Origin of the sequence: Lentzea waywayandensis, assembly GCF_900115955.1 — a bacterium.
Taxonomy (GTDB): Bacteria; Actinomycetota; Actinomycetes; order Mycobacteriales; family Pseudonocardiaceae; genus Lentzea; species Lentzea waywayandensis.
In genome coordinates this window covers 67,825-92,352 of record NZ_FOYL01000004.1, presented here as the reverse complement: position 1 = coordinate 92,352, position 24,528 = coordinate 67,825, and the positions used below count along the sequence as shown (strand labels likewise).

Genomic DNA, 24,528 nt, shown 5'->3' with positions numbered 1-24,528 from the left:
TGCGGACGCGTGCTGTCGGCGTGCCGTGTAACCCCCGTCACAGCGAGTTTCACTCCAAACGACGCTTGGTGGGTTTGAGCGGCCCGGACATGCGTGGACCAGCGAACTTGCGCTCCAAGCGGCCCAGTCCGGTACGCACGGGCTGGGCCAGGTACTCGCCGAACACGACCCCTCCGGCCAGAGCGAGAGCAATGCCACTCGCGAACACGAGCGTGCTCAAACCGGCCGGATCGCCCTCGGCGGTGAGCTGGAACAGGCCCCGGTAGGTGGTCCAGCCGGGCAGCAGCGGGACGACGCCGGCCTGGACGACGACGAGCGTCGGGATGCGCAGCCGGCGGGTCATCGTCGCGCCGCCGAACCCGGTGATCGCGGCGGCCACGGCGGAGCCGAGCAGCGCGTCCAGGCCGAAGCTCGTCACGAGACCGTAGGCGGCCGTGCCGATCGCGCCGGAGATGGCGGCGGCGACGAGCGCGCGGGGCCGGGCGTAACAGGCGAGCGCGAAGAACGCGCTCGTCGCCGCGCCGGCCGCGAACTGCATCGGCACCGCGGAGATCAACGCGGGCAACGGATCGCTCAGCCGGATGTCCAGTCCGAAGTGGACGGCCGCGCGGATCGCCAGCGCCACACCCGCGATCAGGCCGGCGCTGAGCAGCACGGTCTCGACCGTGCGGCCCGCGGCGGTGACGTTGTAGCCGGAGATCGCGTCCTGCACGGTGCTGACGAGCGCGAGTCCGGACAGCAGCACGACGATCCCGACGGCGACGAGCAGACTCGGCCGCACGGGCAGCAATCCGGTCGAGTAGATGGCCAGCGCCGCGCCCGTGCCGAGCGCACCGCCGACGAGTTGCTGGAAGAAGAAGGGCAGGTTGCGGCGGTTGAGCAACCGGCCGACCCGGTCGACCACGGCGGTGATGGCCGCGGCGGTGAGCGCGAGCACCAGCCCGCCGCCCACGAGGAACGCCACCGCGGCGGCCATCCCGCCCCACGCGGCGGTGGCGACCCAGCGCGGGTACGGGTGCTTGGCGTTCGTGATGTCTTCGAGCCGTGCGTGCGCTTCTTCGATCGGACCGAGATTGCGCACGAGGTGCTCGACGTCCGCGAGTCGCGTGTAGTCGAGACCGCGCTGCCGGACGACCCGGATCGAGGTGATCGGCAGCGCCTCCGTGCCGCGGTGACACGACACGCTGATAGAGGTGTAGATCACGTCGACTTCGGTGTGCGGCAGTCCATAGCTCTCGGTGACTGAGAGAATCGTGGCTGTCACATCGGCCGCGCCGGCCCCGCTGGACATTTGGACCTCACCGATCTTCAGGGCGAGATCGAGTACCAGGTGAACCGTGGTGTCATCGGGCAGAGCGGGGCCGTGCAGGCTGTTCGTGGAAATCTTGGGCACCTCCGTCGTGTGATCGTGACAGGCCCTTCGACTGTTGCTGTGTCGTCTGCCACCTCCGATCGGGCGACCCGAAAAGGAGGACATGATCACTGTCCGTTGGTTACCCTCCTGACCTGGTCAAGGCGGTCACCCCGACGCATTGATCCACTCAGTTGGTTGGTCTGACTCCGGTCGGAGCAATCCGATCACACTGAGAGCAGACCGTTCGCCGCAGGTAGCACCCGCAACGGGCGCTTACGATGTTCGCGAACACGCGCCCGCCGGCGTAGCTCAATTGGCAGAGCACTCGCCTTGTAAGCGAAAGGTTAGGGGTTCGATTCCCCTCGCCGGCTCAATTCGGCTCCCTGACCAGCCATGACGGCTGGTCGGGGAGTCTTCTTGCTTCCCAGGTCAAACGCCGTCTTGTTTCGCGTGGGCGAAGTGGGCGCCCTTCGCGCTGGTCGACGGGGGGCGGTTGCCCGGCGGATCGGTTAGCCGCGAGGTTTCCGGCACTATCCGCACCGTCGCCTGTGCGCTGTGTAGTCGTTTGGTTGCGTTGCGACTTGGGAAACGGAGAGACGACTTCGTTCGCGCTTTGCGGCACGCCGACCAGGAATGAGCGGACCTCATATGTGAACCGTGGTCGTGCGCGGATCTGGCGTCGTGGTTCCAGAGGTCGCGCCGAGGGCCGGTCGCGGCGATCGGCTTCGGTCGTCCGGACTGGGCTGGTCGAGTGACGGGTGATCGAGGTGCCCTCACCGGTGCTGGTTCGTGGTTGCGTTCGCCCCTCGGCCACGCAGCAATTGGGGATTGCGAATGTCGTTTCTTCGTCGTGTATTCGTATTGGTGGCCGCTGTTGTCATGGCCGCGACTCTGAACACTCCCGCGCAGGCCGCGGAGAAAATCACCTGCGTCAAGCGCACCGGCGAGGTGACCGCCCAGTACCTCAGCACCTGGACGAACATCAACACCGGCCGGTGCCTCGCGGTCAGAGGGGCGAGCAGCTGCGACGGGTCGCCCGCGTTCCAGTTCGACTGCCTGGGCTACGCGGACCAGCGCTGGTTCATCACCGACGCCTACGACTCGGTCGGTCACCACCTCTACAGCTTCGCGATCAACAACTACACCGGTCGTTGCCTCGCGGTGAGGTCCGCGAACAACGTCAACGGGGCGCCGGCGTTCCAGCACGACTGCGTCACTTCCTACAGCGATCAGCAGTGGAAGATCCGCAACGCGTGATTGCCGCGCATCAGAACAATTGAGCAGAACGACGTACGAGGCCGTAGATCATCATCTGCGGCCTCGTGCCGTTCCCGGGTGGCCCGGATCATGTCCTGCACTGTCTCGTTAGGACGTGACATTCTGGCGCCATGTCCTACCTCGCGGATAGCGCGCGCTACGACCAGATGACCTACCGGCGGACGGGACGCAGCGGCCTCAAGCTGCCCGCCATCTCGCTCGGCCTTTGGCACAACTTCGGCGGCGACCGGCCCTACGAGTCGGGTCGCGGGATCGCGCGGAGGGCGTTCGACCTCGGTGTCACGCACTTCGACCTCGCCAACAACTACGGTCCGCCCTACGGCTCGGCGGAGACCACGTTCGGGCAGATCCTGAAGGACGATCTCCGCCCGTACCGCGACGAGCTCGTCATCTCGACGAAGGCGGGCTACGACATGTGGGCCGGGCCGTACGGGGAGTGGGGCAGCCGCAAGTACCTGCTCAGCTCGCTCGACCAGTCGCTGACGCGGATGGGCCTCGACTACGTCGACATCTTCTACTCGCACCGGTTCGACCCGGAGACGCCGCTGGAAGAGACGATGGGCGCGCTCGTGTCCGCGGTCCAGCAGGGCAAGGCGCTCTACGTCGGCATCTCGTCGTACTCGCCCGCGAAGACCCGCGAGGCCGCCGAGCTGCTTCGGTCCGCCGGCGTGCCGCTGCTGATCCACCAGCCGTCGTACTCGATGCTCAACCGCTGGATCGAGCCGGAGCTGCTGGACGCGCTGGAGGAGGTCGGCGCCGGCTGCATCGCTTTCTCGCCGCTCGCGCAGGGCATGCTGACCGACCGCTACCTCAACGGCGTCCCCGAGGGCTCGCGCGCCTCGCAGGGCAAGTCGCTGTCGACGGACCTGCTCACCGAGCAGAACCTCGGCCGCATCCGGTCGCTCAACGAGATCGCCAAGTCGCGCGGCCAGTCGCTGGCCCAGCTCGCGCTGACCTGGACGATCCGCGACCCGCGCGTCACGTCGGCGTTGATCGGCGCTTCCTCGGTCGGGCAGCTGGAGCAGAACCTCGCGGCCCTGCAGGCGCCGCCGCTGACCGACGACGAGCTCGCCGAGATCGACAAGTACGCCGTCGAGTCGGGCATCGACCTGTGGGCCACCAGCTCGCAGGCCGACTAGGTCACGGCCGCCGGGGGAGACGGATCGTGAAGACCGTCGACCCCGGCCGGCTGGCCAGCTCGATCGTGCCGCCGTGCGCCTGCACCAGCGACTGCACCACGGCGAGTCCGAGACCGCTGCCGCCGCGCTGACGGGTCCGCGAGTCGTCCACGCGGTAGAACCTGTCGAAGATCCGCGCCTGGTCGGCCTCCGGAATTCCGGGACCGGTGTCGCTCACCCGGATCACCGCCCAGCCGTTCTCGGCCGTCACCTTCAACGACACCGCGGTGCCGGCGGGCGTGTGCACGGCCGCGTTGGTCAGCAGGTTGTCGAGCACCTGACGCAGTCGCGTCGGGTCGGCGGTCATGGTGACCGTGTCGGCGTCGACGTCCAGCGCGTGCGACGGCCTGCCCGCGCGGAACGCGTCCGCCGCCGCCTCCGCGATCACCGACAGGTCCAGCTCCTCGGGCCGCAACGGTGGTTCGGTCGCCGCGGAATCCAGGCGTGCCAACAACAACAGGTCGTCGAGCAGCACGCTCATGCGGGACGCCTCCGAACGCAGCTTCTCCAGGTGCTTCTCGCGCTCGCCCGGTTCGTTGGCCGCCGCGTACCGGAAGAGGTCCGCGTAGCCGCGCAACGACGTGAGAGGCGTGCGTAGCTCGTGCGAGGCGTCGGCGATGAACCGGCGCAAGCGTTGCTCGGCGGCCGTGCGCGCGACCAACGACGTGTCGATGTGCGCGAGCATCTTGTTGAACGCCTCACGCAGCTCCTCGACCTCGACGCCGCCGCCACGACTGTCCACGCGCACGGTGAGATCACCCGAGTCGGTCAGGTCGTGCGACGAGATGTCGTGCGCGGTGTCGGCCATGTCCGACAGCGGCTGCATGCCCTTGCGGATCAACGCCTGGCCGCCCACCACCAACGCGACCAGCGCGGCCAGGAACGCGATCACGCCGACCGTGACGAGCTGGGAGATCGTGCCGTCCCTGTCCTGCATCGGGGCCGCGCTGACCACGATGTACTCGTCCTTGATGACCTGGCAGGCGCGCAGCCGGAACTTGCCCTCGTCGCGCAGGTACTCGGTCTCGAACTTGTCCGCGGTCAGCGCCTGCTTGGCGAGCGCGTCGAACTCCTCGCGGTCCTGCGGCTGCTGGTCGCCCGGCAGGGGCGTGACGCCACCGTCCTCGATCTTGTAGACGACGGCGAACCAGTCCGGCGGGATCTTGGTGATCTTGCCGTAGTACTCGACCTCCTTGGCCGCGCCCTGCTGGCTGATCACCATCTGGTCGTCGAGGCGGCGGTCGAGGAAGTCCTTCATGGACGTGACCATGACCCAGCCGACGATCACGAACACCGTCAGCGCGAGCGCGCCGAGGCCCAGCGCCAGGCGGGTGCCGAGCCGCCAGTCGCGGACGGGCTTGAGCTTCATGGCGGGGCTCACTCCGCTGCTCGGCGGAGCACGTACCCCACACCGCGCACGGTGTGGATCAACGGCTCGCGGCCGTCGTCGAGCTTGCGGCGCAGGTGGGAGATGACGAGCTCGACCACGTTCGAGCGGCCGCCGAAGTCGTACTCCCACACGTGGTCGAGGATCTGCGCCTTGGTCAGCACGGCCGGCGAGCGCCGCATCAGGTACCGCAGCAGCTCGTACTCGGTCGGGGTCAGGGTGACGAGCTTGCCGCCGCGACGGACCTCGCGCGTGTCCTCGTCCATCACCAGATCGGACACTTTCAGGACCGAACGCTTCCACGACGGACCCGTCGAGCGGCGCAGCACGGCCCTGAGCCGGGCCATCAGCTCCTCGACCGAAAAAGGTTTCACGAGGTAGTCGTCGCCACCCCGGGTGAGTCCAGCGACCCGGTCCGCGGTGCCGTCACGGGCCGTCAGAAAGACCACCGGCACCATCGCGCCGGCCGCCCGCATCCGATCAAGAACGGTGAATCCGTCCAGGTCAGGCAGCATGAGGTCGAGCACGACGATGTCCGGCTGGAACTCGGCGGCCTCTCTCAGCGCCTCCTCACCGTTGAGCGCTGTCGCGGCCTGCCAGCCCTCGTACCGGGCGACCGTCGCGACCAGGTCAGCGATGTGCGGCTCGTCATCTACGACGAGCAATCGAACCGAGTTCCCCTTGTCCACGTGCTCATGGTGCGTCACCTTGTGGCCTGCTCGCTCGATCGACAGGAAGTCGACAGCGCGTGCAAAGCGGAGCCACAGCTCGAACGCCAAGGATCGAGATCGACCGAAGTAGACAGCCAGAGACCGCCCTGACCGAGGAGCCCGCCGTGACGACCACCCTGCAGCCTCCTGTGCGATCGGCTCCGGCCGGCCGGGCGACGCCGCACAAGGTGCTGGCCAAAGCCGGCCTGTACGTGTTCCTCCTGGCCAACGCGGCGTTCGTGACGTACCTGTTCAACGCGGCGGGTGTCGGCTCGAACAAGCTGGTCAACTTCGGCCGGCTGGCGGGCCTGTACGGCGCGCTCGCGATGGCGTTCCAGCTGCTCCTGGTGGCGCGGCTGCCGTGGCTCGACCGCAGGCTGGGCATGGACAAGCTCACCTCGTGGCACCGCTGGGTCGGCTTCACGATCTTCTTCACGCTGATCGGGCACCTGGTCTTCATCGCGCTCGGCAACGCCGGCGACAAGGGCCCGATCGCCGAGATCATCCGGCAGGCGACCGAGCTGGAGGGCATCCTCCGCGCGCTGGTGGCGTGGGCGATCATCATGGTCGTCGGCATCGTCTCGGCCCGCTTCGCGCGGCGCCGGATGGCCTACGAGACCTGGCACTTCATCCACCTGTACACCTACGTCGCGATCTTCCTGGCGTTCTCGCACCAGGTCGCGGTCGGCAGCACGTTCCGCAAGTCCGCGCTCGCGACCGGCTACTGGTGGGGCCTGTGGGCGTTCGCGCTCGGCTCCGTCCTGATCGGACGCGTGGTGCTCCCCTTCTACCGCAACTGGCGGCACCAGTTCCACGTCGCCGCCGTGGTGCCCGAGGCGCACAACGTCGTCTCGGTCTACATCGAGGGCAAGGACCTCGACAAGCTCGGCGCCAAGGCCGGCCAGTTCTTCCTGTGGCGCTTCCTGACCAAGGACCGCTGGTGGCAGGCCAACCCGTTCTCGCTGTCCGCGGCGCCGAACGGCAAGTACCTGCGGCTCACCGCGAAGGCCCTGGGCACCGGCAGCGCGGACATCCGCAACATCAAGGTCGGCACCCGCGTGTTCGCCGAGGGCCCGTACGGCGCCTTCACGACGATGCACCAGACCAAGCCCAACGCGCTTCTCGTCGCGGGTGGTGTCGGCGTCACGCCGGTCCGCGCGCTGCTGGAGGAGATCAAGGGCCACGTCGTGGTGCTCTACCGGGTCAGCGACCCTCGCGAAGCAGTGCTGCTGCGCGAACTCGAAGGCCTCGCCAGGGCCAAGGGCGCGGTGCTGCGCCTGGTCACCGGTTCCTCGAAGACCATCACCGCGAACGGTCCGTTGCTCGGCCCCGAGAACATCGCCGCGCTCGTGCCGGACGTCCAGGACCGCGACATCTTCATCTGCGGCCCCGGCGGCATGACCGGCGCGGTGATCCAGAGCCTCGACGAACTGGGAGTGCCCAGCAACCAGATCCACGCCGAGCGCTTCGCGCTGGCCAACTGAGAGGGTCCGACGACGTGAAGAGGGCAATTCCCGTTCTGGCACTGAGCGTGGCCGGCCTCGTTCCGGTCTGGATCTACTCGCCGGGTGCCGCGCACGAGGGCGAGATCAACGAGGTCGCGGCGGCGCCGACCCAGGAACAGCAGCAGACCCAGCAGCAGACCGTCCCGCAGACCACCGGCTCCGCACCGAAGACGACGGGGTCGGCGGCGCCCAAGACGACCCAGCAGCAACAGCAGCAGACCACCCAGCAGCAGGCCCAGAACCGCACCGTGTCCGGGCCCGCGGTGAACACGTCCGAAGGCACCGTGCAGGTGCAGGTGACCCTCCAGGGCACCAAGATCGTCGACGTGAAGGCGTTGCGGGCGCCCAACAGCGAGCCGACCAGGATGGCGTTGCCGCTGCTGAAGCAGTCGGCGCTCAAGGCGCAGAGCGCGGACATCGACACGGTCTCCGGCGCGACCGCGACCTCCGATGGCTACAAGAAGTCGCTCCAGGCCGCACTCGACGGGGCGCAGTAACCGTGTCCGTGCGGCGCGTCGAGCACATCATGGGGCTGCCGATCTCGGTGGACCTGCGTGACGGCGACGCCGAGCTGGCCGAACGGGCGTTCGCCTGGCTGCGCGAGGCGGACGCCCAGTTCTCGCCGTTCAAGCCCGACAGCGAGGTGTCCCGGCTGGACCGGGGTGAGCTCACCAGGGAAGAGCTCACCCCGGACCTGGTCGAGGTTCTCTCGCTGTGCGACTGGTACGAGGAGTCGACGGGTGGCGCGTTCACGGCACGGGTGCCGGGACGCGGGCTCGACCCGTGCGCGGTGGTGAAGGGCTGGGCCGTGCAACGGGCGGCGGACATGCTGCGCGAGGGCGGCGCCACGACGTTCTGCGTGAACGCGGGCGGCGACGTGGTGACGGCCGGCGAACCCGAGCCCGGAAAGCCTTGGCGCGTGGGCGTTCGGCATCCCGACCTCGCCGACCAGCTCAGCGTCGTGCTCGGCGTGCGGGACGGAGCCGTTGCCACGTCAGCGTTGTACGAACGCGGCCAGCACATCCTGGACGGCCGGACCGGTCAGCCGGTCTCGGGAATTCTGTCGGTCACGGTCTTCTCCGACGACCTCGCGATCGCCGATACCACTGCCACAGCGGCGTTTGCGCTGGGTAGAGACGGAATCGAGTGGGCCGCGGCGCAGGAGGAGTGCGAGGTCTTCATCGTCGACGAAGACCGTCGCGTCTTCTCGAGCCCTGGACTTCCGGTACACATCTGTTAACATGCTCGCCCAACGGAGCCTTGACTCCGGGGCATGACTTCGCTGATCAAGAGCTGGATCGGAGCTCGCGCTCGGGGCAAGACCCGGCCTGCTGTTGATCAACTACTCGTGCGGACCAGCCTGTGGACGAGCGAATTCGGGAGCGCTCCCCACGGGCTGTTCCTGTTTTCCGGTGATCTCCGGGACTTCGACGTCCGCTGTGGGAACGAGCCGCGCGCCGGCGGGACCGTAGACCGCGCGAGGTTCGGGAAAAGCGAAGAGCAGCACCAGGAACAGCACCGCGGCGACGCCGATCGACAACGGCAGACTGACGTCCACGCCACCCGCGAGATCACCCAGCGGCCCGACGAACTGGCCGGGGATGTTCGTGAACAGCACGCCCACGACCGCCGCGACCCACCACGCCGTCATGCCGCGCCAGTTCCAGCCGTGCGCGAACCAGTACCGGCCGCCGCGCTGCCGCCGGTTGAAGACCTGCAACGCCTCCGGGTCGTACCAGGCGCGCCGGGTGAACAGGCCCAGCATCATCACGACCATCCACGGGACGGTGCAGGTGATGATCAGCGTCGCGAACGTGGAGATGCTGCGCACCAGGTCGAACCCGAACCGGCCGAGGAAGATGAAGACGATCGCGAGCGTGCCGACCAGCACCGTCGCCTGCACGCGCGACAGCCGCGGGAACACGCTCGAGAAGTCCAGCCCTGTGCCGTAGAGCGCGGTCGTGCCGGTGGACATCCCGCCGATCAGGGCGAGCAGGCAGACCGGCAGGAAGAACCACTGCGGCGCGATCGCGAGCAGCCCGCCGACGAAGTCCTGGGCCGCCGGATCCACATAGGACGGTGCCTTGGTGGCGATGATGCTGGCCGTCGCGAGGCCGAACACGAACGGCACCAGCGTCGCGACCTGCGACAGGAACGCGGCGGCGACCACGCGCCGATGCGGGGTGCTCGCCGGGATGTAGCGCGACCAGTCACCGAGGAACGCGCCGAACGAGACCGGGTTCGACAGCACGATCAGCGCCGAGCCGATGAACGCCGGCCAGAACATGTCCTCCGTCATCCCCATGCCCGCGTACGACGGGTCGAAGTCGCCCGCGAAGGCCACCGCACCCAGCAGGAACAGCAGCGTCGCCGAGACGACCGCGATCTTGTTGACGAAGAGCATGAACCGGAACCCGTACGTGCACACGACGAGCACGAGCCCGGCGAACACCGCGTACGCCACCGCGTAGGAGAGAGTGCCGCGCGGCATCCCGAACAGCCGGTTCGCGCCGCCCACCAGCGCGTCACCGGAGCTCCAGACGGCGAGCGAGAAGAACGCCACCGCCGTCAGCAGCGACAGGAACGAGCCGACGATCCGCCCGTGCACGCCCAGGTGGGCCGATGACGAGACCGCGTTGTTCGTCCCGTTGACCGGCCCGAAGATCGCCATCGGACACAGGATCAACGCCCCGGCGAGCACGCCGAGCAGCGTCGCGGCCAGGCCCTGCCAGAACGACAGTCCGAAGAGGATCGGGAACGCGCCCAGCACGCAGGTCGAGAACGTGTTGGCGCCGCCGAACGCGAGCCGGAACAGGTCGAACGGGGTCGCGGTGCGTTCCGCGTCGGGGATCCGCTCGATGCCGTTGGTCTCTACCTGGGTCAGCGACGGTGGCTCGGCCATGAGGGGCTCCTGACGCGGCGGGATGGTGCGCCGACGCTACAAAGCCCCGATGACCTGCGAATACTGGATGTTTCGTCCAACCTCGCCTGTGAAACTGGACGAAACATCCTGTGCTTGTCGGCCGCTGCTCCGCAGACGGCGGCGAGTTCGTCGAGAAGCCGGTCGTCCGGCCGAATCGCTCGCACCGAAATGGGCTTCGCCGATTTCGGCACGAGCGGTTGACCGGACGACCGGCACGAACTCGCGACTACGCGTAGCGGTCCTCGTTGAAGTCCAGGTTCACCGCGGACATGCCCAGGTCGCGACCCATCGCGTCCAGCACGTCCACCATCTCCAGCCCCATCAGCCAGTCGCGGGGCAGCGCGTCGGTGCCGTGCAACGCGCCGAGCACGTTGCCGGTCAACGCCGCCGTGGCGTCGCTGCCGCCGGAGTGGTTGGCGGCGGCGCGCATCGCGTCCACGAACTGCGACGGCTTCGGGTGCGTCAGCACGGTGTAGACCGCGATCGCCAGCGCTTCCGGGCCGGTCCAGCCGCTGCCTAGCCGGTCGACGCGCACGGGTGAGGAACCGTCGTGGTCGTCGGCCAGCACCACGGCGCGTGTCAGGACCGTGGCCGTGTACGTGTCGTCGCGCAGCACCCGGCCGATGACCTGGTCGATCGCCTCGCGCAACGGCCTGGCCTTCACGGCGAGCAGGTGGACCAGCAACGCCAGCGCGCCGCCGGACACCCAGCCGCCCGTGCCGCCGTGCGTGAGAGCGGCGAACCGGCAGCCGAGGTCGTAGGCGATCGCGGCGGACGGTGCAAAGCCCGCGGGCGCGGTGCGCGTGACGCCGTTGCAGCCGGACGACTCGTTGTGCGGGTTCTCCGGAGTGGACGGTGTCTCGGCGGCCAGCGCGCGCAGGCAGGTCAGGCCCGGCGAGCGGCTCTCGTACAGCCGTTCGTCGGCGAGCAGCCCGACCGCACCCCGTTCGGGGGCCGGTTGCTGCTGGGTGATGAGCCAGCGCCGATAGCTGTGCCAGACCATCTGCGACGGTTCCCAGTCGCCGGTCCGTTTTCCGCGCACCCAGGCGCGCAGATAGCCGTCGGCGGTGAAGAGGGTCAGCTGGGTGTCGTCCGTGAACAACGCGGGCTTCGGCGGCCCCAGCACGCCCTCGGGGCCGTGTTCGCGCTGGATGTCAGCCCAGCCGAGGTACTGCACGGGGGCACCGAGCGCATCGCCGAGGGCGCCGCCGAGGAGACACCCGGCGCCGCGGTCAACCACGGTATTTCGATCTCGCGGCACGTGTGAACAGTAGCGTCCCGCGAACTTGGGCCGTACTTGTATCTGAGACTCGGGCTTGCGCACCTTCTGAAGTGACGAGGTCAGCGCACCGGAGGAGGGGCATGCGGAGCAAAACCGGACTCGAGTTCGGCGTGCTCGGTCCACTCCAGGTGCTCGCGGACGGACGGCTCGTCCAGCTGGGCCGTCGTGGCATGCGGGGACTGCTGGCCATGCTGGTCGTCGAGGCGAACCGACCCGTCTCGATCGACCAGATCGTCGACGCGCTGTGGACGGACACGCCTCCGGCCACCGCGCGGACGATCGTGCACGGCTACGTCTCGCGGCTGCGCAAGGTGCTGGAGGAGTCCGATCCCGCGGGCTCCGCGACGATCCGCACCACGCCGACGGGGTACCAGCTGGCCGTCGACCCGTGGCGTCTCGATCTGCACCGCGCCCGGCAGCTCGTGGCGTCGTCCCGCGGCAAGCCCGCCGCCATCAGGGCGGGCTTGTTGCGCGAGGCCCTGGGGTTGTGGCGCGGGCCGGTGCTCGCGGACGTGCCGGGTGACCCGATGACGTCCGACTTGGAAGAGCTGCGGCTCTCGGCGTTGGAAGAACGCATCGACGCCGAGCTCGAACTGGGCCGCCACCTGGAGCTGGTCGGCGAGCTGCGGGGGCTGTGCACCGAGTACCCGTTCCGGGAACGCCTGGTCGCCCACAGCATGCGGGCGCTCTACCGATCCGGTCAGCGCGCCGACGCTCTCGAGGCCTACCAACGGTTCCAGCGCCGTGCCGTCGACGAGCTGGGCATCGACCCCGGCCCGCAGTTGCGGTCGCTGCACGAGCAGGTGCTGCGCGACGACCCGTCGTTGAGCGTGGTCGGCCCGGTCGAGTCGCGTCCCGTCGCCCCGCGCGCCGGGATCGTGGCGCCCGCGTTGCTGCCCGCGTCGGCATCCAGGCTGTTCGGCCGCGACGAAGACAGGTCGTGGCTCGACAACGTGTGCGCGACCCGCAATCTCCTCGCCACTTCGGTGGCCGTGCTGACCGGCGCGCCCGGCGTCGGCAAGAGCGCCCTCGCGATCACGTGGGGGCACGAGAACTCCGAGATGTTCCCGCACGGCGTGCTGTTCGCCTCCTTGGGCGACACCGAGCCGGGCGAGGTGCTGACCCGGTTCCTGGTGGCGATGGGCGTGCCGGCGGACGGCGTGCCGGTCGGCGTGGAGGACCGCGTCGGGCTGTACCGCTCGCTGCTCAACCGCCGCCGCGTGCTGGTGGTGCTGGACGACGCGACGGCCTTCGACCAGGTCCAGCCGCTGCTGCCGCCCGGTTCGGGCTCGGTGGTGCTGGTGACGTCGCGGTCCCACATGGAACGGCTCGTCGTCACCAACAGCGCCCGTGTGCGCAAGCTCGGCCCGCTGGACGACGAGGCGGCGCGTGCGCTGGTGGACGACGTGCTGGGCAGGCAGCTGTCGTCGGAAGACCCGGTGGCGGCCCGCAAGCTCGCCGAACTGTGCGGAGGGCTGCCCCTGGCGCTGCGGGTGGCCGCCGCGAAGCTCGTGATCAGTCCGGAGTGGACGGTCGAGGAGCTCGTGGGCGAGCTCGCGGACGACGGGCAGCGGATGCGCGGCCTCGACCTGCCCGAGGCGGGCGTCGGGGTGTCGCGGGCGCTGGACCTGTCGACCCGCGACCTGCCGTCCGAACTGGGTGAGGTCTTCCAGTCCGTCGGCCTCGCGCCCGGCCGCTGGATGTCGCCTCACGCGGTCGCCGCGCTGACCCGCATCCAGGTCGAGTCGGCCCGCTCCCGGCTGGCCCAGCTCGTCGGGGTGAACCTGCTGGTCGAACCGTGGCCGGACGGCTTCACGATGCACGAACTGGTGCGCCTGTACGTGCGGGGAGTGGGCCGGACGGACCTGGACTCGTTGCGGCGCTTGGTGAACTACTACCTCGTCGCGTGCGACCACGTCCGCCGTGCCATCCGCCCGGCACGTGACGGTCTGGACTTCGCCTTCAGGGACAACGGTTCCACGGCGTTACCGGCGTTCGGCGACCCCGTCGACTGGTTCGACCAGGAATGGCCCAACATCGTCGCGCTCGTGCACACGTCCGCCGAAAGGGGCCTGCACGACCAGGTGTGGCAGCTCGTGAGACTGCTGCACCCCTATGCGACCGTGCGCGCACTCACCGGCGAGTGGGTGGCGCTGGTCGGGTTCGGTCTGGCCGCGGCCGAGGTGACGGGAAGCCGCCTCGGCCAGGTGCTCATGCTGGACACGACCTACACGACGAACGCCCGGCTGGGACGCCCTGTCCTGCTGCCGGACGCTCGCCGCGCGCACCGGCTCGCGACCGAGCTGGGCGAGCGTCAGTACCTCGTGCTGACGCTCGCCCAACTCGCCGACGTCCTGTTCCGCCTCCAGCAGCACGACGAGGCCCTGCTGCACTTCTGGGAGTCCGTGCAGCTCGCCCAGCAGTCCGGCGACATCGTCGGCGAGGCGCACGGTCTCAACAACGTGGCGCAGGTCGAACAGGCCCGCGGCCACGTGGAAGTCGCGCTGCAGCACCAGGCTCACGCCGTCGAGGTGTACCGGCGCTCAGGCGACAACGTCGCACTGATCCGCGGCATCGCGAACCTCGCCGAGCTCCACCTCCAGGCCGGAGCCCTGGACCAGGCCGAGACGCTGGCCCGCCAGGTCGTCGACCAGGCCGCCGTGGCCGAGGTCACGTACCTCGAGGGCTTCGGGCGGCACGTGCTCGGCGGAGTGTTGCTCCGGCGGGCGGAATGGGTTGCTGCGGCAGCGGAATTGACGGAGGCGCTGCGCCTGTACGCGCAGGTCAACTCGGCTCGCGCGGTCGAGGTGCGGACCGCTTTGGACTCACTGTCGTCCGAGGTTTAGCGGACGTTTAGTCGTCTGGTCCCAAAGCATGGGATGTTGGACTAGCAGGCCGCCGAGTGGGGGATTACCGAGGGGGTAAGGCGCCTGCTTCTGGAAGGCCCGACCGGCACTCGGGGGAGAATGCCGGTCGGGCCTTTCGCTGTTACTGGAAGTTCTCTTCGGTGCAGCGCGCGAGTGGCAGCAGTTCCGGCCTCTTCGGCGCCATGCCGTCACCCATCGACTCACCCCTGAGCGTGCGGCCGATCCACGGCACCACGTGCTCTCGCGCCCACTTCAGGTCGGCTTTGCGCTGGGTGACCCAGTCGATCTGTTCCAGCGCGGGCCACGGCGCGTTCCAGGAGTGGTCGTCCGTCAGCCCGAGCACCTCGGCTGCCTTGAGCGCGACCCGCTGGTGCCCTTCCGGCGAGAGGTGCAACCTGTCCGCACTCCACGCGCGACGGTCGTGCAGCGCGTGCATCGACCACAGGTCGACCATCCGGCAGTGGTAGCGCTCGGCGATCGACCACAGGTGGGTGTTGTAGATGGCGATCTTGCCCCGGAGGCTCCTGAGCAGCGGGGTGGCCCTGGTGTCGAAGCCCGTGAAGATCACGACGTCGCACCCGGCGGCCCTGAGGTCGGCCACCGCAACCTCGTAGACCTCGGCCAGCGCGTCCGGATCGCTGTTCGGCAGCATGATGTCGTTGCCGCCGCCGCAGAACGTCACCAGGTCCGGCTTGAGCGAGATGGCGAGCGGCACCTGATCGTCGATGATCTCCTGCAGCATCTTGCCGCGGATCGCGAAGTTGGCGTACCTGAACTCAGGCGCCTGCTGGGCGATCATGCCGGCGAGCCGGTCTGCCCAGCCCATGTAGCTGTCTCCGGGGCCCGGGTCGTCCATGCCCTCGGTGAAGCTGTCCCCCAGGGACACGAGACTGTTCCAACGCAGCAGCACAACATCCCCCTTTCTCGTGCGACTTACCTGCCCGCGGGCTCCCGTCCGCAGGCGACTAGTTAGCATGCACAACGAACCCGTGGTTACGCCACCGTCGGTTACGGCATCGTAGGTTTCGTCGCAGTGGGTGACGATTCTTTTACCACTCGATCGAGCGATACTTGAGGGTTTTCCGGGGGATTCGTCTCATTCGATGGCTACCTTCTGCCGGGTGCGTTCTGGTTTGCCGCTTCCGTTCCTTTCGTTCGGTGTAGCGCTTGTCACAGCAGGAGTGCTGGTCGGTGTCGCGCTGACCGGCCCGGCTTCGCCCGGAGCCGGAGGGCCTGTGCTGGTCACGCCGCCTCCCCATTCCAATCCGGTGGTCACTCCGCGGCAGAGCGTCGCCGCGACGACCGTGGTGCCTTCCGGAGCAGTGTCCTCGGTTTCGCCCGCAGTGTTGCCCACGGATGTTTCGTCTGATGCCCCGAACGCGGAAAACCCCCGCAGCGACCTCGGCGCGTGAGGTCGCTGCGGGGGCCGTAGGGCCTTTCCGAGGAGGCGCCGCCGCCGGTCCTGCCCCCTCGGAAAGGGTTGGGGCCACTGCTCGGGACACCGCCGCCGATCTGCCCCGAGCAGTGGGGTTGGGACCGTCTCAGGGGGCGCCGCCGCCGATCTACCCCCTGAGACGGGGTCTGTGGGTCTAGCCGCTGGCCGCCACGTCCAGCGCGGCGGCCGGAACGTGTTCGCTGTAGGCCGAGCGCAGCCTCAGCTCTGCGCTCGGCGAGGCCCCGATGTGGTCGAGGCCGAGGAGAGCCGCGCCCACCACGGGTGGCACGTCGACCAGGCGGACCTGGGCGAGTGGGGCGGCTTCCAGGATCTGCTGACGGACGGGGCCGACCACCACGTCGCCGGTGTGGGTCAGGACTCCGCCGCCCAGCACCACGTCCACGGGCTCGTCCATCAGGTCGAGCTTGCGCATGGAGACGGTGGCGAGCAGGACGATCTCCTCGATCAGGCGGTCGACCTGGGCCAGTGCCACGGCGTCACCCTGCGCGGCCACGTCGAAGACCAACGGGCACAGGACGTGCGGGTCCAGCTCGATCTCCTCGAAGTGGATCTTCTCCACCACGTTGAAGATCGACGTCTCGCCGTAGTGCTCCAGCAGGGCGTCGCGCAGCAACGTCGGCTTGCCCCGGCCGTCCTCGGCGCGCACGGCGTGCCAGAGAGCGTCGTTGCCGATCTGGCCGCCGCCACCCCAGTCGCCCGAGATCGCGCCCAGAGCGGGGAAGCGGTGGGTCCGGCCGTCGCGCGCCACACCCACGGCGTTGATGCCCGCGCCGCAGACGACCGCGATACCACCGGCCGCCGCGGTACCAGCGCGGAGCAACGCGAAGGTGTCGTTGCCGACGAACGTCGTCTTCGACCAGCCTCGCTCGGTGATCGCCCGCGTCAGGTCCTCCTCCTCACGGGGCAGGTCTGCTCCCGCGAGATAAGCGGACGTGTGCGCGGCGATCGGCTCGTCGGGGGACAGTCCCGCCTGAGCTGCGGCCTCGCGTGCCAGTCCCTCGAACACGTCGAGTCCGCGCTTCATGCCCACGGTCTGCGGCGGGGCACCGGGCCCGCGCACCTGCGCGAGCACCTTGCCGTCCGCGTCGACCAGGAGCACCGCGGTCTTGCTGTTCCCGCCGTCGATGGCGAGCACACGGTCGGTCATCGTTGTCAGTTTCCCTTCACCCACGGCAGCAGGTCGCGGTTCTGCGCGATCAGCTCGTCGGCCAGCTGGTCCGCGATGGCGTGCTGGCCGATCAGCGGGTGGGCGAGCAGCGCGTTCGCCACTCGGTCGCGGCCACCGTGTTTGGCCGCTTCCAGCGCCAGGTACTCGTACGCGGTGACGTGCGAGATCAGGCCGGAGATGGACGGTTCCACCGGACGGACCGGCAGCGCCCTGCCGCCGTTCGAGTCCACAGTGGAGGACACTTCGATCACGGCGTCGTCGGGCAGGAAGGGCAGCGAGCCGTTGTTCTGCACGTTCACCACGTGCTTCTCAGCGCCTGCGCCACCGGTCAGCGCGTGCACGAGCTGCACGGCCGCCTCGGAGTAGTACGCGCCGCCGCGTTGCGACAGCTGCTCCGGCTTCGTCACGACCGACGGGTCGCCGTAGATGTCGAGCAGTTCCTTCTCGACGGCCGCAACGACTTCGGCGCGCGGCGGTGAGGTGAGCTGCTTCTTCACGACGGCGTCGTGGTTGTAGAAGTAGTTCAGGTAGTACGACGGCACCATGTTCAGGCGCCGCATCAGCTCGCCGTCGATGCCGATGTGCTCGGCCAGGCCCTCGACGTGGTCGGCGAGCAGCTCAGGCAGCCGGTCGACGCCGTCCACGTACACGCCGCGTTCCCACGTCAGGTGGTTCAGGCCGACGTGCTCCAGCTCCACAGTGGACGGATCCACGCCGAGCAGTGCGGACGTCCAGCGCTGGAACGTGATCGCCACGTTGCACAGGCCGATCGCCTTGTGACCCTCCTGCAGCAGTGCGCGCGTCACGATGCCGACCGGGTTCGTGAAGTTCACGATCCACGTGTCGGGGCCCGCGATCCTGCGCACCTTCTCCGCGATGTCCAGGACCACCGGCACGGTCCGCAGGGCCTTGGCGAGGCCTCCCGCGCCGGTGGTCTCCTGGCCGACGCACCCGCAGGTGAGCGGGAACGTCTCGTCCGAAGCGCGCGCCTTCTGCCCGCCGACGCGCAGCTGGAGCAGAACCGCGGACGCGCCCTCGATGCCTTCTTCGAGCGACGTGGTGGTGCGCACCTTCGCCGGGTGACCCGCGTGCTCCAGCAGCCGCTGGCTGAACGGGCCGATCAGTGAGAGGCGGTGCTCGTCCGGGTCGACGAGGACGATCTCGTCCACCGCCAGGCTGGTGCGACGGCCGGCGATGCCGTCGATCAGCTCCGGTGTGTAGGTGGACCCGCCACCGACGACGGTGAGTTTCATCCCTTGACTCCCGTGAACGTGATTCCCTTGACGAACGACTTCTGGGCGAAGACGAAGAGGACGACGGCCGGGATCATCGTCAGGAACGTGACGGCCATCGAGGAGTTCCACTGGACGATGTGCATGCCCTTGAACGTCGCCAGTGCCAGCGACAACGTCCACTGGTCCTTGACCTCGCCGGTGTAGAGCAACGGGCCGAAGTAGTCGTTCCAGGTGAAGAGGAAGCAGAACAGCGCGGTGGCCGCGATGCCGGGCTTCGCCATCGGAATGATGATCCGGACCAGCGTCTGGAACTCCGAGCACCCGTCCACCCGTGCCGCGTCCACATAGGACTGCGGGATGGTGAGCATGAACTGGCGCAGCAGGAAGATGCTGAACGCGTCGAACAGGAAGTACGGCGCGATCAACGGGACCAGTGTGCCCGTCAGGTTCAGCGAGGACCAGGTGTCGTACAGCGGCACGGCCACGACCTGCGGCGGCAGCATCATCGCGCCGATGACGAGGATGAACGCCACGTTCCGGCCGCGCCACTTGAGCTTCGCGAGCGCGTAGGCCGCCGGGATCGACGAGATCAGCATGCCCAGCGTCGCGAGCAGCGAGTACGTGAGGCTGTTGATCAGGTACTGGAACAGCGGGGCCTTGTCGAAGACCTCGACGAAGTTCTCCCAGTGCCATTCGGTCGGCCACAGGTTCGAGGTGAACGCCTGGTCGTCCGACATCACCGCGGTGAGGAAGACGAACACGACCGGCGTGGCGAACATCAGGCCGAGCGCGAGCCCGATCGCGTGCGTCGCGACCCAGTTCAGGATGCCGCCGACGTCGCGCTTGCGGCGCGGCTGCTCCGGTTCCGCTGGGACGTCGACCGGTGGTTTGGTCAGCGTGGCGGTCATGCTCCCGGACCCCCTTCCTCAGCGGTGGAGTTCTTGCGCATCCGCTGGACCAGCACGATGGTCACGGCGAACGAGATGATGAACAGGACCGTGGCCATGGCGGCCGCGTAGCCCATGTCGAAGTAGCGGAAGCCCTGCGTGTACAGGTAAACCGGGAACGTCAGCGTCGAGTTGTCCGGGAAACCGAGATATTTGGTCGATCCCGTCGCGTCCGCTGCTCCAGAGCCGGCCGACCCCGCGACGACCGCCTGTGTGAACAGCTGCAACGCGAGGATCACGGAGTTCACGATGCCGAAGAGCAGCACCGGTGAGATCGACGGAAGCGTGACGTGCCACCAGCGCCGGATCGGGCCGGCGCCGTCGAGCTCCGCGGCCTCGTACTGCTCCTGCGGCACGTCCAGGATCGCGGCGAGGATGATGATCATCAGGTCGCCGGAGATCCAGAGCATGATCGCGGTGATGCCGGGCTTGGCCCACGCCGGGTCCGAGAACCACAGCGGGGACTCGAGCCCGAAGACGCCGAGGATCTTGTCGAGCGGGCCGCCGTTGGGCCGCATCACCATGAAGAACACGAGTGTCGCGGCCACCGGCGGTGCCAGTGAAGGCAGGTAACAGAGCGTGCGGATCAGACCGACGCCCGACTTCAGACGAGCGATGACCGACGCCACGCCCAGCGCGAACACCGTCCGCGCGATCGTGAGCACCACGACGAACCAGAGCGTGTTCGTGATCGCCTTGATCAGCAAGGGATCCTTGAACATGAACTCGTAGTTGGCGAGGCCGTTGAACTCCGGTGGGTTGATCAGGTCGTACTTCGTGAAGCTGAAGATGACCGTGGCGACCAACGGGTACACGAAGAACAGGACGAAGCCGATGATTGCCGGGGCCATGAACCCGAGCACGGCTAGACGGTGGCGGGAACGCGCCCGCCCCTTGCCGGGGGCGGGCCGCGCGCCGAGCGTGGCGGTCATCTTGCGAATCCCCTACTTGCCGCTCTTGGCGATCTGGTCGTCGATGTTCTTGTCGACTTCCTTGAGGCCTGCCGCCAGGTCCGGGACCTTGCCGGACTGGTAGGAGACCGAGAAGTCGGTGACGGCCTTGATGTGCGCGTCACCGATGGGGGTGACCGGGTTGCCCTTGAGCTTGTCGCTCTTGGCCAGGTCGATGAACGTCTTGAACTGCTCGTCCACCTCGAGCTTGGAGCTCTCCATGGCGGCCTTGGTGCTCGGGACGTTCTTGATGGCGTTGGACAGGTCGACGATCGTGTCGGTGTCGAACGTCAGGTGCTTGATCAGCTCCCACGCGGCGCCGGCGTTCTTGGCGCCCTTGGGAATGCCCATGATCGTGCCGGTGGTGAACGCGGTGCCGTAGTCGGCGGGCTTCCAGGTCGGGAACGGAGCCGTGCCGAACTTGATCTGCGGCGCCTGCGCCTTGAGGAAGGCGGTCCGGTACTCGCCGTCGATCATGATCGCGATCTTGCCCTGGTGGAACGCGTGGTCGGCCGAGTACTCCTGGCCGAGACCGGCGCGGAACCGCTCCAGCGCGTCGTAACCGTAGAAGTCGACGAGCTTCTTCTGGAACGTCATCATCTCGGTGAAGCCGGGGGAGCTGGCGAGGCCGGACTTGCCGTCCTTCTCCCACTCCGCGCCGAACGTCGGCGCGAGGATGGTCGGGCGGTTGGCGTAGAAGCCCATCGTGGGCAGGTAGCCCGCGACCTCGATGTCACCGTTGGGCGCCTTCTTGGTCGCCTTCACGGCCGCGTCGTACAGCTCGTCCAGCGTCTTCGGCGGGGCCGTGATGCCGGCCGTCGAGAGCAGGTCCTTGTTGTAGTACATGGCGTACACGTCGGTGAGCATGGGCATCGCACAGCGGTTGCCCTTGTACTCGGTGTACTGCTGAACAGCCGGGGAGAGCTGGCTCAGGTCGACCTTGTCGCGGTCGATGTAGGACTTCAGCGGCTGGAACGCGCCCGAGGAGCAGAACTGGCCGATGTTGTCCGTGGTGAACGACAGCGCGACGTCCGGCGTGTTGCCCGAACGGATGCCCGCGGTGATCTTGTCGTCGTCCTGCGAACCCTCGTGCTTGATCTCGATGTTCGGGAACTTCTTGTTGAAGGTCTTGAGAGCCTTCGTGACCTCTTCGTACTCGCGGTCGGAGTAGTTGCTCCAGACCGTGAGCGTGAGCTTGTCGTCCTTGCCAGGAGCAGCGGCGGCATCGGAACTCGCGCCGCCACCCTTGCCCGCCGCACATGCGGTGAGGGTCAGCGCTGCGGCGACACAGAGCAAGGCAGCACGGGTGTGCTTGCGCATGTGCACTCCTTCTCGATCAACGTGGGGACCCGGCGACCACTGGGCCGCGGAATGGAGCCGTGGTGGCTGCCGGGAGGCCGAACACCTCTTCGCGGGCGAAGGCGAGCGCCGAGTGCAGTGCGCCGCTGCGCACTGGTTTCCCGGTCACCAAAGCCAGCTGAATAGGTGTTCTCGGCACCACCAGTTGCCGCAGTTCCGCGGCAACGAGGTCGTTCAGCGTGGTTCCGCCTGCCTGCGCGATGTCGCCGGACAGGAGGATGAGTTCCGGGTCGAGCACCGCGACGACGCTAGCCACGCCCGTGGCTATGCGCTTGGCGAGATCGGCCATGAACTCACGGCCCGCCGGACCCGCGGCCAACGCCTTGCGCACGGCACCGTGGCCGTTGCGCGCGGCGAGCCCGTGGGCGCGTGCGAGCTTGCAGATCGACGTGTTGCTGAGCAGTTCACCGAACGTGCCGCCGGAGCGGTCCGTGTCGGTGTCGGCCGCCGCGCGGTCGGGGATCATCAACCCGTCGATCTCGCCCGCGCCACCGGAAGCGCCGCGCAGCAGCGATCCGTTGACGACGACGGCGGCACCGACGAGGTCCGCGGGCCAGATGACGACGAAGTCGCGCACCTTGGTGGCCCGTCCGGCGACCATCTCCTCCAGCGCGACGAGGTTGACGTCGTTCTCGACGCTCACCGAGGTCGCGAGCTGCTCCCGCAACTGGCCGGGCATGTCGAAATTGCTCCAGCCGGGCAGATGTGGTGCGTAGGCGAGCTCGCCGTTCGCGGGGTTCACCGCTCCCGGACAGCCCACCACGACGTGCAGCAACTGATCGGCACTCAGACCCGCTTGCCCGCAGGCCTTGCCGACCGCGCTCACGAACGCCTCCAGCACGCCGTGCTTCACGGGCATCGGTGCCTTGTGCTCGGTGAGCACGGCACCGGAGATGTCCGCGATCGCGATGTCGACCGTCTCAGGGGTGAGATCGACAGCGGCGATGTGCGCAAGCGCCCCGTTGACCGACCACAGCTGTGCTCGTGGCCCGCGTCCGCCGCCACGCAGTCCGTTGCGGACCACGGTGTCGGCGTCTTCGAGCCGGGTGAGCAGCTGTGCGGTCGCCGGCTTGGAGAGGCCGATCAGACCTTCCAACTCCGACCTGGTCAGCGGCCCGTTGCGCAGCAAAGCCTCGATGGCTGCGCGGTCGTTGATCTCCCGCAACAGTCGTGGGCTTCCGGCACGCATTAGGTCCGCTCCTGTCTGTTAACTTTCCAGACGATTTCGCCAGACGGTAGTGACCTGGTTCACCGGGGTCAATCCCCGATATGGGTCCGTTACCTGAGTTAGGTTCGCCTAAGGCACCCTGGAACCATGACCGACGTGCGCCAGGAGTCGCTCGCATCACTGCTCGGAGGCCGAGGCGGCGCCCTCGACGCCTCCCTGCCTCCGCTCGCGTTCGTCGCAGGCTGGCTGCTGTTCGGGCACTCCATCGGCGCAGGTGCGATCGCCGCCGTGCTGTGCGGGGTGGTGATCGGCGTCGTGCGCCTCGTACGAGGCGAGAAACCCCGCGCGGTGATCCTGTCCGTGTTGCTGGTGGTGGCGGCCGCTTTGGTGGCGCTCTACACCGGACGCGTCGAGGACTTCTTCCTCATCCAGCTGCTGTCCAACGTGGCCTCGTCCCTGGCCTGGGCGGGCTCGATCGCGGTGCGCTGGCCGTTGCTCGGCGTGGTGGTGGGGACGCTGCTCGGGCAGAAGACCCGGTGGCGCCGAGATCCTGCCCTTTTGCGCGCCTACTCGGTCGCGTCGTGGGCATGGGTCGGTCAGTACGTGCTGCGGGTCGCCGTGTTCACGCCGTTGTGGCTCGATGCGCAGGTGTTCTGGTTGGCGACGTTGCGGGTGGCGATGTCGTGGCCGCTGCAGATCGCCTGCATCCTGGTCTCGGGGTGGCTGCTGAAGCGGGCGCTACCAGCCGGCCACCCCGGATTCCGGCACCCTCAGGCCACAGACTTGAGGAAGGCCGACCAGGCGGCCGGCGAGACGGGGATGTGAGCGCTCGGCGCCTTGCTGTCCCGGATGCCGACGCCGCGGCCGATCTCGACGCAGTTGTCGCTGCTGGCGCTATAACTGCTCTTCCGCCAAGTGGTCATCAGAGCCCCTCCAAGATGTTGTCGATCACCGCCCTTGATTCTTCCTCAGTCAGGGCGACGGCTGCGAGGGCCGTCAGGATGTCCTCGTACACCTCGACGGTGTCCGTGTCGTCGAAGAACAGGCAGGAATTGATGCTGTCGATGTAGACGACCGGCGGGTACTTCGGGAACTTCATCACCCTGAAGTCGCCGCAGATGCCCGCGTGCATTCCGACGGAGCGAGGAATGATCCGCAGGCTGATGTACTTCCGCACGGACATCCTGAGGAGGTGGGCCAGCTGCTCGCGCCACACCTCGGTGTCGCCGGCCGGTAGCAACAAGGCCTGCTCGTGCACGAAGAACGTGAACTTCTTGCCCGGCGCCAGGATGTCCGATCGTGCCGCCCTTGCGGCGGCGACCTTGTGCACGTCCTCCGCCTTGATCACCGTCGAGTGTTCGGCGACGACGTAAGCGTATTCGTATGTTTGCAGCAGGCCGGGAACGACGATCATCGACCAGCAGATGATCTCGTCTGCGGCCTTTTCCTGGTCGATGAGCGTGCGGACCTGGTCCGGGAGGCCGTCTTCCGGCATTTGCAGCCAGGCCTTGCCCGATTCGCGGAACAGGGCGAGGAGGTACTCGCGTTCCTCGACGGCGGCCTGGCAGTAGGCGAGCAGGATCTGGACCTCGATCTCGGTCACGCCGCCCTTGCCCAGGGTCATGTCCGAGAGTTTGGCTTCCTGCCAGCCGATTCGTTCGGCCAGTTGGCGGTGGGTGAGCCCGGTGCGGGCGATGACCGCGCGCACGCCGGCACCGAACTCACGTCCCGCCACGCTGGAGGATCTTTTGGGCATGCGGG

21 protein-coding genes and 1 tRNA gene are annotated in these 24,528 nt (G+C 68.1%); 8 read left to right on the top strand and 14 right to left on the bottom strand.

Annotated features, from left to right (window positions below; all coding sequences use genetic code 11):
• Positions 1-49: 49 nt before the first annotated feature.
• Complete coding sequence (locus BM417_RS16045) at positions 50-1,393, bottom strand: threonine/serine exporter family protein (protein ID WP_245821947.1); 1,344 nt, start codon at positions 1,391-1,393, stop codon at positions 50-52.
• Positions 1,394-1,652: 259 nt separating this feature from the next.
• Here BM417_RS16045 and BM417_RS16040 point away from each other — a divergent pair.
• The 3 genes from BM417_RS16040 to mgrA all read left to right on the top strand — a co-directional run bounded on the left by BM417_RS16040 (position 1,653) and on the right by mgrA (position 3,771).
• Positions 1,653-1,725, top strand: a tRNA-Thr gene (locus BM417_RS16040).
• 508 nt (positions 1,726-2,233) lie between these two features.
• Positions 2,234-2,611 carry an RICIN domain-containing protein gene (locus BM417_RS16035; RefSeq protein ID WP_177320459.1) on the top strand — a complete coding sequence of 126 codons (378 nt, stop codon included), beginning with the start codon at positions 2,234-2,236 and terminating at the stop codon, positions 2,609-2,611.
• Positions 2,612-2,742: 131 nt separating this feature from the next.
• Positions 2,743-3,771, top strand: a complete 1,029-nt coding sequence (gene mgrA, locus BM417_RS16030) for an L-glyceraldehyde 3-phosphate reductase (protein ID WP_093594051.1) — start codon at positions 2,743-2,745, stop codon at positions 3,769-3,771.
• Position 3,772: 1 nt separating this feature from the next.
• On the opposite strand, the gene BM417_RS16025 is transcribed toward mgrA, so the two are convergent.
• The gene (locus BM417_RS16025) at positions 3,773-5,179 is read right to left on the bottom strand and encodes a sensor histidine kinase (RefSeq protein ID WP_093594048.1); all 1,407 of its coding nucleotides are present in this window, start codon (positions 5,177-5,179) and stop codon (positions 3,773-3,775) included.
• A gap of 8 nt (positions 5,180-5,187) precedes the next feature.
• Positions 5,188-5,886 (bottom strand): response regulator transcription factor, encoded by a 699-nt coding sequence (locus tag BM417_RS16020; protein WP_211335635.1) that lies wholly within the window; start codon positions 5,884-5,886, stop codon positions 5,188-5,190.
• 146 nt (positions 5,887-6,032) lie between these two features.
• Here BM417_RS16020 and BM417_RS16015 point away from each other — a divergent pair, with 146 nt between their 5' ends.
• The 3 genes from BM417_RS16015 to BM417_RS16005 are packed head-to-tail and all read left to right on the top strand — an operon-like array spanning position 6,033 to position 8,652.
• The gene (locus BM417_RS16015; protein ID WP_245821946.1) at positions 6,033-7,391 is read left to right on the top strand and encodes a ferredoxin reductase family protein; all 1,359 of its coding nucleotides are present in this window, start codon (positions 6,033-6,035) and stop codon (positions 7,389-7,391) included.
• Positions 7,392-7,405: 14 nt separating this feature from the next.
• Positions 7,406-7,909, top strand: a complete 504-nt coding sequence (locus BM417_RS16010; RefSeq protein WP_093594045.1) for an FMN-binding protein — start codon at positions 7,406-7,408, stop codon at positions 7,907-7,909.
• A gap of 2 nt (positions 7,910-7,911) precedes the next feature.
• A complete protein-coding gene (locus BM417_RS16005) occupies positions 7,912-8,652 on the top strand; it encodes an FAD:protein FMN transferase (RefSeq protein WP_245821945.1) in 741 nt (246 codons plus the stop codon).
• A gap of 102 nt (positions 8,653-8,754) precedes the next feature.
• Here BM417_RS16005 and BM417_RS16000 read toward each other — a convergent pair whose 3' ends face one another.
• Positions 8,755-10,314, bottom strand: a complete 1,560-nt coding sequence (locus BM417_RS16000; RefSeq protein ID WP_093594042.1) for a purine-cytosine permease family protein — start codon at positions 10,312-10,314, stop codon at positions 8,755-8,757.
• A gap of 247 nt (positions 10,315-10,561) precedes the next feature.
• Positions 10,562-11,575 carry an ADP-ribosylglycohydrolase family protein gene (locus tag BM417_RS15995; protein ID WP_245821944.1) on the bottom strand — a complete coding sequence of 338 codons (1,014 nt, stop codon included), beginning with the start codon at positions 11,573-11,575 and terminating at the stop codon, positions 10,562-10,564.
• A gap of 122 nt (positions 11,576-11,697) precedes the next feature.
• Here BM417_RS15995 and BM417_RS15990 point away from each other — a divergent pair, with 122 nt between their 5' ends.
• Complete coding sequence (locus BM417_RS15990) at positions 11,698-14,463, top strand: AfsR/SARP family transcriptional regulator (RefSeq protein WP_093594037.1); 2,766 nt, start codon at positions 11,698-11,700, stop codon at positions 14,461-14,463.
• Positions 14,464-14,605: 142 nt separating this feature from the next.
• Here the strand turns inward: BM417_RS15990 and BM417_RS15985 are convergent, their stop codons facing one another.
• The 7 genes from BM417_RS15985 to BM417_RS15955 form a co-directional block, all read right to left on the bottom strand.
• The gene (locus BM417_RS15985) at positions 14,606-15,394 is read right to left on the bottom strand and encodes an SGNH/GDSL hydrolase family protein (RefSeq protein WP_322788964.1); all 789 of its coding nucleotides are present in this window, start codon (positions 15,392-15,394) and stop codon (positions 14,606-14,608) included.
• 679 nt (positions 15,395-16,073) lie between these two features.
• Positions 16,074-17,087, bottom strand: coding sequence for an N-acetylglucosamine kinase (locus BM417_RS15980; RefSeq protein ID WP_093594031.1), 1,014 nt, complete (start codon positions 17,085-17,087; stop codon positions 16,074-16,076).
• Positions 17,088-17,092: 5 nt separating this feature from the next.
• Positions 17,093-18,361 carry a 6-phospho-beta-glucosidase gene (locus BM417_RS15975; RefSeq protein ID WP_093594028.1) on the bottom strand — a complete coding sequence of 423 codons (1,269 nt, stop codon included), beginning with the start codon at positions 18,359-18,361 and terminating at the stop codon, positions 17,093-17,095.
• Positions 18,358-19,251 carry a carbohydrate ABC transporter permease gene (locus BM417_RS15970; RefSeq protein WP_093594025.1) on the bottom strand — a complete coding sequence of 298 codons (894 nt, stop codon included), beginning with the start codon at positions 19,249-19,251 and terminating at the stop codon, positions 18,358-18,360. Before BM417_RS15970 ends, BM417_RS15975 begins: the two co-directional genes overlap by 4 nt.
• A complete protein-coding gene (locus tag BM417_RS15965; RefSeq protein WP_093594022.1) occupies positions 19,248-20,222 on the bottom strand; it encodes a carbohydrate ABC transporter permease in 975 nt (324 codons plus the stop codon). Before BM417_RS15965 ends, BM417_RS15970 begins: the two co-directional genes overlap by 4 nt.
• 12 nt (positions 20,223-20,234) lie before the next feature.
• Positions 20,235-21,560 (bottom strand): ABC transporter substrate-binding protein, encoded by a 1,326-nt coding sequence (locus tag BM417_RS15960; protein ID WP_093594019.1) that lies wholly within the window; start codon positions 21,558-21,560, stop codon positions 20,235-20,237.
• A gap of 16 nt (positions 21,561-21,576) precedes the next feature.
• Positions 21,577-22,788 (bottom strand): ROK family transcriptional regulator, encoded by a 1,212-nt coding sequence (locus tag BM417_RS15955; protein ID WP_093594016.1) that lies wholly within the window; start codon positions 22,786-22,788, stop codon positions 21,577-21,579.
• Between the two features lie 126 nt (positions 22,789-22,914).
• On the opposite strand from BM417_RS15955, the gene BM417_RS15950 reads away from it, so the two are divergent.
• On the top strand, positions 22,915-23,592 hold the full coding sequence (locus BM417_RS15950; protein ID WP_093594013.1) for a DUF3159 domain-containing protein: 678 nt from the start codon (positions 22,915-22,917) through the stop codon (positions 23,590-23,592).
• On the opposite strand, the gene BM417_RS15945 is transcribed toward BM417_RS15950, so the two are convergent.
• Both BM417_RS15945 and BM417_RS15940 read right to left on the bottom strand, forming a co-directional pair.
• Positions 23,538-23,690, bottom strand: a complete 153-nt coding sequence (locus BM417_RS15945) for a DUF397 domain-containing protein (RefSeq protein WP_093594010.1) — start codon at positions 23,688-23,690, stop codon at positions 23,538-23,540. The genes BM417_RS15950 and BM417_RS15945 overlap by 55 nt on opposite strands.
• Positions 23,690-24,523 carry a helix-turn-helix domain-containing protein gene (locus BM417_RS15940; protein ID WP_143138664.1) on the bottom strand — a complete coding sequence of 278 codons (834 nt, stop codon included), beginning with the start codon at positions 24,521-24,523 and terminating at the stop codon, positions 23,690-23,692. The genes BM417_RS15945 and BM417_RS15940 overlap by 1 nt, the downstream gene beginning before the upstream one ends.
• Between the last annotated feature and the right edge of the window lie 5 nt (positions 24,524-24,528).

Bases quoted from the DNA above. Each gene is read 5' to 3' on its own strand.
- BM417_RS16035 (WP_177320459.1), top strand. From the start codon at position 2,234: ATGGCCGCGACTCTGAACACTCCCGCGCAGGCCGCGGAGAAAATCACC.
- BM417_RS16025 (WP_093594048.1), bottom strand. From the start codon at position 5,179: ATGAAGCTCAAGCCCGTCCGCGACTGGCGGCTCGGCACCCGCCTGGCG.
- BM417_RS16000 (WP_093594042.1), bottom strand. From the start codon at position 10,314: ATGGCCGAGCCACCGTCGCTGACCCAGGTAGAGACCAACGGCATCGAG.
- BM417_RS15990 (WP_093594037.1), top strand. From the start codon at position 11,698: ATGCGGAGCAAAACCGGACTCGAGTTCGGCGTGCTCGGTCCACTCCAG.
- BM417_RS15940 (WP_143138664.1), bottom strand. From the start codon at position 24,523: ATGCCCAAAAGATCCTCCAGCGTGGCGGGACGTGAGTTCGGTGCCGGC.
- BM417_RS15945 (WP_093594010.1), bottom strand. From the start codon at position 23,690: ATGACCACTTGGCGGAAGAGCAGTTATAGCGCCAGCAGCGACAACTGC.
- BM417_RS15970 (WP_093594025.1), bottom strand. From the start codon at position 19,251: ATGACCGCCACGCTGACCAAACCACCGGTCGACGTCCCAGCGGAACCG.
- BM417_RS15975 (WP_093594028.1), bottom strand. From the start codon at position 18,361: ATGAAACTCACCGTCGTCGGTGGCGGGTCCACCTACACACCGGAGCTG.
- mgrA (WP_093594051.1), top strand. From the start codon at position 2,743: ATGTCCTACCTCGCGGATAGCGCGCGCTACGACCAGATGACCTACCGG.
- BM417_RS15950 (WP_093594013.1), top strand. From the start codon at position 22,915: ATGACCGACGTGCGCCAGGAGTCGCTCGCATCACTGCTCGGAGGCCGA.
- BM417_RS15965 (WP_093594022.1), bottom strand. From the start codon at position 20,222: ATGACCGCCACGCTCGGCGCGCGGCCCGCCCCCGGCAAGGGGCGGGCG.
- BM417_RS15955 (WP_093594016.1), bottom strand. From the start codon at position 22,788: ATGCGTGCCGGAAGCCCACGACTGTTGCGGGAGATCAACGACCGCGCA.
- BM417_RS15980 (WP_093594031.1), bottom strand. From the start codon at position 17,087: ATGACCGACCGTGTGCTCGCCATCGACGGCGGGAACAGCAAGACCGCG.
- BM417_RS15960 (WP_093594019.1), bottom strand. From the start codon at position 21,560: ATGCGCAAGCACACCCGTGCTGCCTTGCTCTGTGTCGCCGCAGCGCTG.